The 14046-nt window shown below is 39.0% G+C and carries 14 protein-coding genes; 6 read left to right on the forward strand and 8 right to left on the reverse strand.

Translation table 11 applies throughout. The annotated features are described in order from the left end of the window. From C7972_RS07345 to C7972_RS07355, 3 genes are all read left to right on the forward strand, one after another. On the forward strand, positions 1-884 hold an 884-nt coding region (locus C7972_RS07345), incomplete at its 5' end, for a fasciclin domain-containing protein (RefSeq protein WP_146216289.1). 115 nt (positions 885-999) lie between these two features. After that, positions 1000-1836, forward strand: a complete 837-nt coding sequence (locus C7972_RS07350) for a phytoene/squalene synthase family protein (protein ID WP_110355576.1) — start codon at positions 1000-1002, stop codon at positions 1834-1836. A gap of 308 nt (positions 1837-2144) precedes the next feature. Further along, a complete protein-coding gene (locus C7972_RS07355; protein ID WP_110355577.1) occupies positions 2145-2597 on the forward strand; it encodes a sterol desaturase family protein in 453 nt (150 codons plus the stop codon). Positions 2598-2755: 158 nt separating this feature from the next. Here C7972_RS07355 and C7972_RS07360 read toward each other — a convergent pair whose 3' ends face one another. Both C7972_RS07360 and C7972_RS07365 read right to left on the reverse strand, forming a co-directional pair. Further along, the gene (locus tag C7972_RS07360) at positions 2756-4078 is read right to left on the reverse strand and encodes a deoxyribodipyrimidine photo-lyase (RefSeq protein WP_110355578.1); all 1323 of its coding nucleotides are present in this window, start codon (positions 4076-4078) and stop codon (positions 2756-2758) included. A gap of 187 nt (positions 4079-4265) precedes the next feature. Then, positions 4266-5060, reverse strand: a complete 795-nt coding sequence (locus tag C7972_RS07365) for a DUF2797 domain-containing protein (RefSeq protein ID WP_110355579.1) — start codon at positions 5058-5060, stop codon at positions 4266-4268. Between the two features lie 279 nt (positions 5061-5339). Here C7972_RS07365 and C7972_RS07370 point away from each other — a divergent pair, with 279 nt between their 5' ends. Both C7972_RS07370 and C7972_RS07375 read left to right on the forward strand, forming a co-directional pair. Beyond that, entirely contained in the window at positions 5340-6854 is a 1515-nt protein-coding gene (locus C7972_RS07370; RefSeq protein WP_110355580.1) for a GH3 auxin-responsive promoter family protein, read from the forward strand. Between the two features lie 74 nt (positions 6855-6928). Continuing rightward, positions 6929-7474 (forward strand): hypothetical protein, encoded by a 546-nt coding sequence (locus C7972_RS07375; RefSeq protein ID WP_110355581.1) that lies wholly within the window; start codon positions 6929-6931, stop codon positions 7472-7474. Between the two features lie 63 nt (positions 7475-7537). Here C7972_RS07375 and clpX read toward each other — a convergent pair whose 3' ends face one another. From clpX to C7972_RS07405, 6 genes are all read right to left on the reverse strand, one after another. Next, complete coding sequence (clpX, locus tag C7972_RS07380) at positions 7538-8773, reverse strand: ATP-dependent Clp protease ATP-binding subunit ClpX (RefSeq protein ID WP_110355582.1); 1236 nt, start codon at positions 8771-8773, stop codon at positions 7538-7540. Positions 8774-8869: 96 nt separating this feature from the next. After that, positions 8870-9550, reverse strand: coding sequence for an ATP-dependent Clp endopeptidase proteolytic subunit ClpP (gene clpP, locus C7972_RS07385; RefSeq protein ID WP_110355583.1), 681 nt, complete (start codon positions 9548-9550; stop codon positions 8870-8872). A gap of 143 nt (positions 9551-9693) precedes the next feature. Beyond that, complete coding sequence (tig, locus tag C7972_RS07390) at positions 9694-11016, reverse strand: trigger factor (RefSeq protein WP_110355826.1); 1323 nt, start codon at positions 11014-11016, stop codon at positions 9694-9696. Positions 11017-11114: 98 nt separating this feature from the next. Then, a complete protein-coding gene (locus C7972_RS07395) occupies positions 11115-11465 on the reverse strand; it encodes a phage holin family protein (protein ID WP_110355584.1) in 351 nt (116 codons plus the stop codon). A 150-nt stretch (positions 11466-11615) separates the two neighbouring features. Next, positions 11616-12383, reverse strand: coding sequence for an alpha/beta fold hydrolase (locus C7972_RS07400; RefSeq protein WP_110355585.1), 768 nt, complete (start codon positions 12381-12383; stop codon positions 11616-11618). Next, positions 12383-13096 carry a pyridoxine 5'-phosphate synthase gene (locus C7972_RS07405; RefSeq protein ID WP_110355586.1) on the reverse strand — a complete coding sequence of 238 codons (714 nt, stop codon included), beginning with the start codon at positions 13094-13096 and terminating at the stop codon, positions 12383-12385. The genes C7972_RS07400 and C7972_RS07405 overlap by 1 nt, the downstream gene beginning before the upstream one ends. 290 nt (positions 13097-13386) lie before the next feature. On the opposite strand from C7972_RS07405, the gene C7972_RS07410 reads away from it, so the two are divergent. Next, positions 13387-14043 carry a CBS domain-containing protein gene (locus C7972_RS07410; protein ID WP_110355587.1) on the forward strand — a complete coding sequence of 219 codons (657 nt, stop codon included), beginning with the start codon at positions 13387-13389 and terminating at the stop codon, positions 14041-14043. The last annotated feature ends 3 nt before the right edge of the window (positions 14044-14046 follow it).

The raw sequence follows: 14046 nt of genomic DNA on the forward strand, positions 1-14046 counted from the left end.
TACAGGCCGATGCCGGTTTGGTGGATCTGTTGCAGACAGATGGCCCTTTTACCGTGTTTGCACCTACAGACGCCGCCTTTGCCGCCCTCTTGGAAACCTTGGGTGACGATTACAACAGTTTGGCCGATTTTGATACTACCGAGGAAAAGGCCCTTTTGGCACAGATCTTAAAATACCATGTGGTTGCCGGAACAGCTGCCTATTCTACGGATCTGTCCAATGAACAGATGATAGAGACCGCCCAGGGCGAATCCGTTACGGTAAGCCTTAGCGGTGGAGTTTTTATACAGGATAAAACGGATGTGGACGCAGCTGTTGCGCCTGCCGATATTGCAGCCAGTAATGGGGTTGTACACGTGATCGATAAAGTATTGTTGCCACAGGAAGCATTGGATGCCCTGATGCCTCCAACACCCAATATTGTAGAGCTGGCAGTGGATACCGCATTTCTATCTTTATTGGTAGGGGCCTTGGAACAGGCCGATGCCGGTTTGGTGGATCTGTTGCAGACAGATGGCCCTTTTACCGTGTTTGCACCTACAGACGCCGCCTTTGCCGCCCTCTTGGAAACCTTGGGTGACGATTACAACAGTTTGGCCGATTTTGATACTACCGAGGAAAAGGCCCTTTTGGCACAGATCTTAAAATACCATGTGGTTGCCGGAACAGCTGCCTATTCTACGGATCTGTCCAATGAACAGATGATAGAGACCGCCCAGGGCGAATCCGTTACGGTAAGCCTTAGCGGTGGAGTTTTTATACAGGATAAAACGGATGTGGACGCAGCTGTTGCGCCTGCCGATATCGCTGCAGGCAATGGAGTGGTACATGTGATCGATAAAGTATTGTTGCCACAGGAAGCATTGGATGCCCTATTGCATTAAGGTTAGGTTTAGTATGCTTTAGTTTGGTTACCGAAACTGACGACCATTCCATGGTCGTCGGTTTCTTTTGATAATTCACCTAATTTGTATTATATAAAATTAAAAATCAGATATTTTGAAAGCGCTCTTCGATTCTTCCAGTTTAAAGTGTAGTAAATTGGTTACCCATACCTATAGCACTTCCTTTTCCTTGGGCATTAGATTGTTCGCACCAAAAATAAGGCCGTCGATCTATGCTATATACGGTTTTGTTCGGTATGCCGATGAGATCGTTGATTCTTTTGACGACTATGAACAAGAGGAATTGCTGACCGAATTCATCCGAGAATATAAACTGTCCTTGAAAAGAAAAATTAGCTTAAACCCTATTATCAATTCTTTTCAGGCTGTGGTACATAAATTTAAACTATATGAGTATGTCGATATTTTTCTGGAGAGGATGCAATATGACCTGGACGTATGTGAATACACTACAAAGGAAGCTTACGAAAACTATATATACGGATCGGCCGATGTGGTTGGCCTTATGTGCTTAAGGGTGTTTGTGGATAATGACAATGACAAGTTCAATTCCCTACAATCGTCAGCAAGGTATTTGGGGTCCGCATTTCAAAAGGTTAATTTTTTGAGGGATATCAAACAGGACCTGGAAAGTTTGGGCAGGTCCTATTTTCCCAATGTACATCAAAGGGAATTGACCGAAGAAGTAAAAAAGGAAATCATTAGGGATATTGAGGATGATTTTGAAAAAGCTTATCAAGGATTGATTAAATTGCCCATAGAGAGTAGACTTGGGGTTTATATAGCCTATAAATACTATTCTCAACTTTTAAAAAAACTTAAACATACCAAATCCGAAAAATTACTGACAAATAGAATCCATATTTCCAATCCTATGAAAATGGTAATATTGGCCAAAGGTTATGTGAGGTATAAGTTAAATGTTATATAACTTGGACTCGATGTAAAGTAAAATTCAAATTATGGATTGTCCAATGATTAAAGTGGATGTCCCGGTCTCCTCGAGCGCAGTCGAGAGGTTTTAGGCATTTATATCTTTGAGTTGAGGTCTCGTGCCCTATACCGGACAACCTTACCTCAAAACAACTCATCAACAATTTAAAATCAATCGTTCCCACCTCATTGAAGTAATGTGTTTCTGGAGATAAGATGTGTAACTATGAAGTATAAGGTCTTTCCCCTGGATCTCCGATTGGAACATATCCCTTAAATATAATGAATGATATTAAAAGAAAGTAAATGGACATAGTATTGTACCCTGTCATAACACTGTTGACTTTTATGGTGATGGAAGTAGTTACATGGTGTACCCACAAATTCATAATGCATGGATTTTTATGGATTTTACATGCCGATCACCACGAGCCCAAATATCCACATGTGTTTGAAAAAAACGATGCTTTTTTCGTGATTTTTGCCATTCCAAGTATTGCGCTTTTTTATTTTGGAGTAGCCCCAACCCTTAACTTTTTATTCTTTATAGGTTTGGGAATCCTATTTTATGGAATAGCCTATTTTTTGGTCCATGATGTGCTTATTCACCAAAGGTTTAAGTGGTTTAGCAATGTCGGCAGTAGCTATTTACTGGCCCTGAGGAAAGCTCATAAAATTCATCATAAGAACATGGGAAAGGAAGATGGGGAATGTTTTGGAATGTTATTGGTGCCCAAAAAATACTTTAGGCCCAATTAATTTAAAAAATCAGTTTTCTTCAATAGGTTGCTTTGGCAAATTTTGAAGACAAGCCATCGCAATCGGGTCCGGTTAAAAATCCTGGGCCTAAGTGAGGCAGTTGAAAAAAGTAGTAAGACTCCCGTAATTTTATGAAATGTTCCAAAATAACTTTGTTCTTATGTCTCAATGCCAATTTTATAAGTTGTAAGGGCCCTTTCCCTGGCAAATTTATGTTCCACAATTGGGTCGGGGTATTCAAAGGAGTCGAATTCAGGAATCCACTTTCTTACGTATAGGTAATCCTTGTCAAATTTTTTTTGTTGGGATAAGGGGTTAAAAATTCTAAAATAGGGTGCTGCATCGCAACCAGTCCCGGCAGCCCATTGCCAGTTGCCATTGTTGGACGACAATTCGTAATCCAATAATTTTTGGGCGAAATAACTTTCTCCCCATCTCCAGTCGATCAATAGATGCTTACATAAAAAGCCTGCTGTAATCATCCTTACCCGGTTGTGCATAAACCCCGTACCATTAAGCTGCCTCATTCCCGCGTCTACCATTGGATAACCCGTTTTACCTTGGCACCAGAGTCTAAATTCTTCCTGGTTGTTCCTCCACTTGATGCCATCGTATTTGGATCTGAAATTTTGTGTAACAACATGAGGGAAATGAAATAGAATCTGCATAAAGAATTCCCTCCAAATGAGTTCGCTCATAAAAACAGCATGCTTCTTACCAATTTTGGAAATAACCTGTCTGACGCCTATAGTTCCAAATCTTAAATGGGGACTAAGATAGCTGGTGATGTCCGCATAAGGAAAATCCCTTTGGTCGGCATATAGTGGTAGTTGGGTAAAATCAAATTCCGGCACCTGAATATCCGATTTTTTAAACCCAATATCCTCCAAGCTTATCGCGGAGAATTCAGCTTTGAAAAGGTTGTTCAGTTTAGGGTTCTTAAGTTGAATGGAACTTGCTTCCTGAAATTTTGCAAGCCATTTGTTCTTGTAGGGCGTAAAAACGGTATAGGGTTTTTCATCGCCTTTAACAATTTCGTTTTCCTCGAATATAACTTGATCCTTAAAGCTTGAAAAGGATATATTTTGTTTGGCGAGCAATTCTGCAACTGCTTTGTCCCTGGTTATGGCATAAGGCTCGTAGTCTCGGTTCACGTAAACGGCGGCAATATTAAATTTGGATATTAAGTTTCTCCAGATCACTGTTGGCTCTCCATGCAGGCATAAAATGTCCGAGCCATGGTTTTTTAAGGATTCCTTAATGTTATGAATTGTTTGGTGGATGAAGCTGACCCGGGCATCTTCTTTGGTCAATTCATTTAATATAAGTTGATCATAGATGAATATGGGGAGCACGGGAATATCCATGTCCAAGGCTTCTGCCAGAGCTGTGTTATCTTCTATTCTAAGGTCCCGTCTAAACCAAAAAATAGCAATTGGGGCCTTGTCCTTGGATAAGGTGGATAAGTATTCATTACTCATAATTGGCACCATTGAATTGATTGGAAAATATTACTTTGATTTCTGGTATCAAGCCTTAAAACGAAACGATTTAGAGTATTGGATAAACCAGCTTTTTTTGTCCTAATTGGTAATTTTGGAGGAATCCAACTTTAAGGACAATTTAAGGATAAATTAAATGGAAATCAATGTTTTTAACCTATATGGCCTACTTCACCTCTAAACTAACAACATATCCTTCACTTCCCCTGACGTTAAAGACAGTGCTGTCTTCAAAGATTAGATATTGCCCTTTAATACCTTTTAAGGTCCCTGAATAGATTGGTGTTTTGTCTAGATTAAGGCTCTTAACTTTTTTGGGATATTGCAACACAGGAAACTGTAGATGCGTTTCTGTATTGTTTTCTATATAATATGCAGCGGCCTCTTCTGGAATATATTCTTTTAATCTATTTCTATATTTCACCAAATCCTCATCGTCAAATTCATTGGTCAACATTTTACGCCAGTTGGTCTTGTCGCCAATGTGCTCTTTTAAGGCAACCTCGGTAATCCCTGCCAAATAACGATTGGGTACTTCAACGATCTCTATGGCCTCATGGGCGCCTTGGTCAATCCATCTGGTGGGTACCTGTGATTTGCGGGTAACACCTACTTTGATATTGCTGGAATTGGCAAGGTAAACGATGTGCGGTTGTAATTGTGCTTTTTTTTCATATTCCAGATCACGGTCTTCCTTGCCCAAATGTGCCGTACTCAATTCGGGCCGCATGATCCAATCCCCGGCCGTGGGAATTTCATAAAAACAGGTCCTGCAGAAACCTTGTCTGAAAATTGGCCGGTCTTCCCCGCAATTGAGGCATTGATGATTTAAAAAGGTAAAGGTTAGTTCCTTGTTCAATACTTGGTTCATGTTTAAAAAGTCACCATCAAATATTAGGTAATATTGTATGGGATCTGCCAATTCGGTTTGCATTTTTCTTAAAACACCTTGATACTGCATATTTTTTCTGCTTAACGTAAAATCTATTTGAATATGAATTCAATTAAAGCTATTTTTAGCCGATGTAATTTAGAGCTTGTTTAGGAATTTATGTATGTAATTATTATTTGATGCTTTAAATGATGTTTAGTGCAAATTTATAATCATAGCTATGGCATGTTTAAAAAAATATTACCAGAAATTGTGTAAAAAATATGCATACAAAAGCATTAAATGAACTCTTTAACGGGCACTTTGCTCAAAACCCCCTGCTTTAAACGGCAATAAAGATACCTAAAAATGCCAATAACATTATTCAATTCCATCGCTTCTTGGCTGTTGAAAAAACGATATCATCAGATAGAGCTTTTTTTAAAGTATCCTGAGGAGGTGCAGGATGAGGTATTGCACCAATTATTATCCTTTGCAGAGGACACGGAAATAGGAAGAAAGTACGATTTTGAATCCATTGCAAGCTATGAAACCTTTGCGGAACGGATTCCCATAGTTTCCTATGAGGAGGTAGAGCCGATGATAGAGCGATCAAGGAGGGGGGAGCAGAATATCTTTTGGCCAACGACCATAAAGTGGTTCGCCAAGAGCAGTGGTACCACAAATGCCAAAAGCAAATTTATTCCTGTTAGTTCCGAGGCTTTGGAGGATTGCCATTACAAATCCAGCAAGGATTTGCTCTGTCTGTATTTAAACAACAATGAAAACTCCCAGTTGTTTACGGGCAAAAGTTTACGATTGGGCGGGAGTAAGGAGCTATATCAGGATAATGGTACCGTCTTTGGTGATCTCTCCGCCATTCTTATAGATAACATGCCCTTTTGGGCAGAACTTAGCAGTACCCCCAGTAACAAGGTATCCCTGATGAGCGAATGGGAGACTAAGTTACAGGCCATTATTAGGGAAAGTGTTCAGGAAAACGTAACCAGCTTGGCCGGAGTGCCGTCTTGGATGTTGGTCCTTTTAATTAATGTCTTGGAAGAAACTGGGAAGGACCATCTTTTTAAGGTTTGGGAAAATTTGGAGGTTTACTTTCATGGAGGGGTTAGTTTTAACCCATATAAGGACCAATATGCCAAATTATTGCCGAGGAAGAATTTCAACTATTATGAAATCTACAATGCTTCTGAAGGTTTTTTTGCCATTCAGGATAGAAATAATGCGGACGATCTATTATTGATGTTGGATTATGGGATTTTCTATGAATTCATACCCATGGAAACCTACGGTACAAGTGAGCAGGTTACCCTTCCCTTATGGAATGTTAAGGTTGATAGGAACTATGCGGTGATAATAACGACCAATGCGGGTCTTTGGCGGTATAAAATAGGGGATACGGTGAGGTTTACCTCTACCAATCCCTATAGGATCAAGATTACCGGGAGAACAAAACACCATATAAATGTATTCGGGGAGGAATTGATTATAGAAAACGCGGAAGAAGCCTTAAAGGCCATTTGTAAAAAAACCGGCTCCGAGATAAAGGACTATACAGTGGCCCCGATATTTATGGAAGGCAAGGAAAAAGGTGCCCATGAATGGATCATAGAGTTTAGAAAGGTTCCTGAGGAACTGGCTTATTTTACCGAAATTCTGGACAATGCATTAAAATCCTTGAACTCCGATTATGAGGCCAAGCGTTATAACAACATTACCTTAAAACTACCCAAAGTACATATTGCCAGGGAAAACCTTTTCTATGATTGGCTAAAATCTAAAGATAAGTTGGGAGGGCAGCACAAAATTCCAAGATTGTCCAATAAAAGGGATTATATCGAGGAATTGCTTCAGATGAACAAATAAATGTGATTAAAACGATCAATATGTTCAATTTAGAGGTATCAAATGTTTCCCTTTAACTTTTTATACTTTTTATTATGGCGAATAGATTAGTGATATTGTCCGATATGTGGGGTTCTAAAAAAGGGCTATGGATAACCTCTTATTTGGGTTACCTGCAACAGTATTATGATATTACATATTACGATTGTCAGCAATTGGCCAATATAAGTTTGGAGGTAAATTCTCCAGAGAATATCCACAGGGAATTTATTGGAGGGGGTGTGGAAACAGCCGTAGCCCATTTGTTGAAAAAAGAACAGGAGCCCAGTCATTATTTGGCCTTTGGTATAGGTGGTAGCATAGCATGGAAAGCTGCACTTAAAGGATTGCCATTAAAATCGTTATATGCCATTTCCAGTACAAGGTTGCGCTTGGAAAATGATGCGCCAACTGGGGGTATTAAACTGCTTTATGGGCAAAATGATGAATTTAGGCCATCAACCTTATGGTCCGATCAAATTGGTGTAGATGTTGAAGTGGTGAAGGGTTTTGGGCATGAACTCTATAGCGATGAGAAAATAATAAGTAAGGTATGCCAAGAATTATTGGCCAAGGTTATGCAAAAACAGTTTGTGGCTTAACATGAGGATTTCCATCTTAAATTATGGAAATCGTTAATAGTTTTATAAAAGTTAAAAGCAGTCCTAAGAGACTGCTTTTAACTTTTTAATGGTTTCAAAGGATAATTTCTCTTCGGCATAAGGTTTTGTGACCTTAAACTCCTTTTCGTTCGTACTTGGGAATTCGAACATGGCATCCGTGAAAATGGCTTCGCATAGGGAGCGTAATCCCCTTGCCCCCAATTTATATTCTATGGCCTTGTCCACAATATAATCCAACGCCTGTTCTGTAATCTTGAAGGAAATTCCATCCATCTTAAACAATTTTTCATATTGCTTTATTATAGCGTTCTTGGGCTCCGTTAATATGGCCCTTAAGGTTTCCTTGTCCAATGGATTCATGTGGGTAAGCACCGGGAGCCTACCAATAATCTCCGGGATTAATCCAAAATCCTTTAAATCTTTAGGTACAATGTACTGTAAAATATTTTCGTTGTCTACCTTTTCTTCAGCTTTGGAAGCACTATAGCCCACGGCCTGCATATTCAACCTTTTGGTAATATGCCTTTCAATTCCGTCAAAGGCCCCTCCGGCAATAAACAAAATATTCTCTGTGTTTACTTCTATAAACTTTTGATCTGGATGCTTTCTGCCTCCTTTGGGCGGTACGTTGACCACTGTTCCTTCCAATAGTTTCAGTAGCCCTTGTTGAACGCCTTCCCCGGATACGTCGCGAGTAATTGAAGGATTATCGCTTTTACGTGCAATTTTATCAATTTCATCTATAAAGACGATACCGCGTTCTGCCTTTTCCAGATTGTAATCTGCCGCCTGTAGTAAGCGGGTAAGTATGCTTTCCACATCCTCCCCAACATAACCGGCTTCCGTTAGTACGGTAGCGTCTACAATGGCCAAAGGAACATTGAGCATCTTGGCTATGGTTTTGGCCATAAGGGTCTTACCGGTCCCGGTTTGGCCCACCATGACAATATTGCTCTTTTGTATTTCTATATCGTCTTCTTTGCTTTTTGGTTGTAAAAGTCTTTTGTAATGGTTGTAAACAGCAACGGACATTACTTTTTTGGTGCGATCCTGTCCAATGATAAACGTGTCCAAAAACTCCTTTATCTCCAAAGGTTTTTTCAAGGTTAATTCGGAGGAAAGATCATTATTTTTGGTCTGCTTGGATTCTTCGGCCACTATACCGTGTGCCTGCTCTATACAACGATCACATATATGCGCATCAAGACCTGCAATCAACAAATTGGTTTCTGGTTTCTTCCTACCACAAAAAGAGCATTCTAAATTTTCTTTTGCCATATCATTTTATCACTTTCAATAATAGTAACGAAAAAGTCCATGCTTTGGTGCATCCCCATAGAATGTAACCTGGAATTTTCGATTTTTTAGTCGTCTCTAGTCTTTATCCCTGACCAAGATCTCATCGATCATGCCGTAATCCTTGGCTTCGTTTGCTTTCATCCAGTAATCCCTGTCACTGTCGTCGCTTACTTTTTCTAGGGGCTGTCCGGAATGATGTGCAATAATTTGGTACAATTCATCCTTAAGTTTTAGAATCTCCCTAGCCGTGATTTCAATATCACTGGCCTGTCCTTGTGCTCCGCCAAGAGGTTGATGGATCATTACCCTGGAATGGGTCAATCCGCTGCGCTTGCCTTTTTCACCGGCACATAGGAGAACCGCTCCCATAGAGGCGGCCATTCCTGTACATATGGTGGCTACATCTGGTTTTATGAACTGCATGGTATCATAGATTCCCAAACCGGCATAAACACTTCCGCCAGGGGAATTAATATATATCTGTATGTCCTTGGAGGCATCCGTGCTTTCCAAGAACAATAACTGTGCCTGCACAATGTTGGCAACTTGGTCATTGATCCCTGTTCCAAGAAAAATGATACGGTCCATCATTAATCTGGAAAAAACATCCATAGCTACCGCATTTAGCTGTCTTTCTTCAATAATGTTTGGAGTAAGGTTGGTGGGGTACATACTACTTAAGATAGTATCGTAATACATGCTATTTATTCCCTGATGTTTAATAGCATAATTTTTGAATTCTTTCCCGTAATCCATATTTTATATCAATAGTTTTATAAGATAAAAAAAGTGTCGAAAATAAACTCTTCGACACTGTAAATATACTTATTTTTAGTGAAACTTAATTTTATTGGCTCCTATCGTAGCGTATTTAAAATATAAGGTTCAACTAATAGGAATTACCCGTATACTTCCTTAACAAAGTCTTCGTAAGTAACTTCTTTCGTTTTTAAATTTGCTTTTTCCTTATATAGGGTCAAAAGCTTTTGGCTCATCAATTGTTCTGAAAGACGTTTTACTTCATCTTGGTTGGAAAGTACCCTTGCGGCAATATTATCCAACTCCTCCTCTTTGGGATCCAACTGACCAAATTGTGCCATTTGCTGCTTAATAAAGCCTTTTGCGAATTCTTTCAGCTCATCAAACTGAATCTGAATACCGTTTTCCTGAATAATCTTGCCTTCTATAAGCTGATAGCGCAGGCCTTTTTCCGATTTTTCAAATTCTTCGTTCGCTTCTTCTTCGGTCAATTGTTTTTCCCCGGTCATCTGAATCCACTTGGTCAAAAATTCGGTAGGAAGGTCAAATTTGATACTGTCTATAAAGTGTTCGGTTACATCATTTAACAGTTTCTGATCGGACTGTTGCTCAAATTGTTTTTCTGAATCTTCCTTGATGCGTTCTTTCAATTCCTTTACAGAGGTTACAACATCTTTCCCGAACAGCTTGTCAAAAAGCTCCTGATCTAATTTTGCAGGTTCCTTTTCGTTGATTTCCTCTATGGTGAAAGTAACTTCTATATCCAATTTTTCGGATTTTTCAGCGTCTATCCCCAAAGAACTGCCCAATAAATAATCTTCTTTGAAAAGCCCTTTTGTCTTTAAGGTAACAACATCGCCCACTTTCTTGCCCAAAAGGCTGTCTAGCGCTTTTTTACTCTTTATTTTTTCGATCTCGATAACAGTCTTGTTGTCTATTTCCTCTGCTTCGTTCTTGAAAACCCCGTTCACGTCATCTTTTTTGCCAACTTCCGTTTTGCTGATCAATTTACCGTATTGCTTTTGGATACGCTCCACCTGATCGTCGATCGTTTTTTTATCTGCAATGATTTTATAGTGGGTGATGGCTTTTTTCGACTTAAGGTCTACATTGAAATTTGGGGCAAGTCCCAATTCAAATTCAAAGGCAAATTCTTCAGAATCCCAGTTGAAGTTGTCCTGTTGTTTTGGAAGTGGATTTCCAAGCACATCCAATTTTTCTTCTGTAAGATATTTGTTGAGATTGTCTTGCAACAGCTTGTTTACCTCATCTACCAAAACGGCTTTTCCGTATTGTTTCTTGATCAATCCCATAGGCACCTGACCTTTTCTGAAACCTGGTATGTTTGCTTGTTTTCTGTAGTCCTTTAAGATTGTCTCTACCTTGTCGAAGTAATCGTCCTTGGTTACCGCAACTTTTACTACCGCATTTAATTCGTCAATCTGCTCTTTAGTGATGTTCATTTCTATATCTAATTTTACTAAAATAAAATGGGATGCAAAAGTAGTACATTTTCTAATCTCCAACAAGTTTTTAAATTACTGAATGTCAAAAAGGTACCCTATATTTTTTTGTCATCATTTAGAAATGAATAAAATATAGATTGTAGAAAGGAAAGCAAAAGGCTGAAAAGTAATGCCCACCAAATATTATTTACGGTGAAGCCTCCGATAAAGTAGTCGGCCAAAAGAATAATTATAGCGTTGATTATAAGTAGGAACAATCCTAAGGTGAGGATGGTTACCGGCAAGGTCAGGATGACCAGGATAGGTTTTACAATAAAGTTGAGCAAACTTAGAACAATGGCAACAATAATGGCGGTGGTATATGAGTCCACACCTACTCCGGGTAGTATTTTTGCCAAAATAACAACAGCTATGGCACTCAGGAGAATTCTTAAAATTAGGTTCATGATTAACTTTTTTTAGGTTGAAGGATGTTTTGTCAAAGATATTATTCCTTTAAAAGTAAACATTTATTTTGTTTGTTAAGGGGGATTTTTCTGGTTTCCAAGTAGGGGCCTAGAGTTGTCCTTAATTTTTGAACTGTAGGGAGGTAATACCTATTTGATAAATTGAATGGTTTTTTCAAAGAACTGGGAGGGATTCTCTGCGTGAAGCCAATGTCCTGCCTTGTCTATGGTTTCTACTGTGGCCAATGGAAAATGCCTTTTTATAACCGATAGGTCATCTGGGACGATATACTCCGATCTGTCTCCCCTTAAAAAAAGTGTTGGTCCTTTGTAGGTGTCTGTAGATCCTATGTTCTCCCCAATTTCCTCCATTTTTTCACTTAATACGTTAAGATTGAATCGAAATCCCAATACCCCCTTTTCCTTCCAATACAGATTTTTTAACAAAAACTGGCGTATACCCATATTTTTTATGGATTTGGACAGTTGTTCGTCTGCCTCATTTCTTGAGTTGATATTTTTGATGTCCAAGGCATTGAGGCCATTTATAATGTCTTGATGATGGGGTGGGTAAAACTTGGGGGCAATATCCGCTACAAGTAATTTTTTTGTCAATTGTGGATATTGACAGGCAAAAAGCATCGCTGTTTTTCCACCCATGGAATGGCCGAGTATAATGGCTTCTTCCAAACGATGGTGTTCCATGTATTGTTTAACATCCTCCGCCAATAAATCATAATTGAACTCTTGGGAATGAAAACTTTTTCCATGGTTTCGCAAATCCAATAGGTGTACCTGGAAGCCTTCTTCGGCATATTTTGTACCCATGGATTTCCAATTGTCGGACATGCCCAAAAAACCATGCAATATAATAATGGGTTGTCCTTCTCCTAAAATATTGGAATGCAGTACCGGCATTATTTTAATTTGTTTATGTACATATTAATTACATTTTCCAGGCCAAGGTACAAGGACTCACATATAAGGGCATGACCAATGGAAACTTCCAGCAAGTGGGGTATGTTTTCCTTGAAATACTTTATGTTTTCCAAACTTAGATCGTGCCCGGCATTTATGCCCAGCCCTAAATGGTGGGCTGTTTTTGCGGCCTCGCTAAAGGCTAAGATCCCCTTCTTGTTTCCTTTTGCATATTCATGGGCATAGCTTTCGGTATAAAGTTCAATACGGTCGGCTCCTGTTAGTGCGGCACCCTGTACCATTTCAATATTGGCGTCCACAAAAATAGAAGTTCTTATACCGTTGTCCTTGAATGTGGATATTACTTCCTTTAAGAAATCCCTGTGCTTAATGGTATCCCACCCGGCATTGGACGTTATGGCATCTACGGCATCGGGGACCAGGGTAACTTGTGTTGGTTTTACCTCCAAAACCAGATCCATAAAAGATTGTATGGGGTTTCCCTCTATGTTGAATTCGGTGCGGACCATCTTCTTTAAGTCCCTCGCATCCTGGTACCTGATATGTCTTTCGTCTGGTCGTGGGTGTATGGTTATGCCTTGTGCCCCAAAATCTTCAATGTCTTTGGCTACTTTTAGCAGGTCTGGCACGTTTCCTCCTCGTGAATTTCTTAATGTTGCAATTTTATTTACATTAACGCTAAGTTTTGTCATAGGGTTTTGGTATGTTTAAAAGCAAAAATACAAATTAGGCATACCTTTTGCTGTTTTTATTGTGAAAGAATTTGTTTTTCAAGATCGGTTGTAATCATTGCGGAGAATTCCAAGCCATTGGGTTTTGCAGTTTTTTCAGGACTTTTGTACAGGATTGATTTTGGATGCTTGTAATTTTCAGGATTGTTTTCTAAACAGCTCGCAAAAGCTGGCTCTTTTTGTAAATAATACTTTGGAAGATTCGGGTTCTTAGAAATTTTTATTAGTATTTTGCGTTATAATATGAAGTTATGAACATTCAAAACAACATAATTGCCACATTGCCGATTTTTAAAGTGGGTGATACTTTGAAAAAAGTGATCAAATTCTTTAATGAATCTACCTATTCCCATGTTGCAGTGATGGAAGGGAATGTCTTTATTGGGGTTTTGGATGAAAATGACCTTGATAATTATGAAAAGGATAAGAAGATAGAGGATTATCGATATAACCTGGAAACCTTTTTTGTCCGAAAGGAAACTTCTTGGTTGGATGTATTGGAAATATTTTCAAAGAATGAAGCCAACCTTTTGCCCGTCTTGGATGATAATGGTTTGGTGGTAGGATATTACGATCTCATAGATATTGTGGATGAATTTATTGATACGCCCTTTTTTACAGAGCCTGGGGGAATCCTTGTCTTGGCAAAGGGATTAAAGGATTATTCTTTTAGTGAGATAGCCCAGATAGTGGAAAGCAATAATGTTAGGTTGATTGGCGGGTTTATTACGGATATTCGAAATGATGTTATTCAGATCACCATTAAAATTGGTACTACACATTTAAATGAGATTATACAGTCTTTTCGAAGGTATAACTACACTATACTCTACGGCAACAATGACGATCAGTTTATCGAGGATTTAAAGCAGAGGTCTGATTATTTGGATAAATATCTAAATGTTTAATTC

Source organism: Arenibacter sp. ARW7G5Y1 (assembly GCF_003201775.1).
Taxonomy (GTDB): domain Bacteria; phylum Bacteroidota; class Bacteroidia; order Flavobacteriales; family Flavobacteriaceae; genus Arenibacter.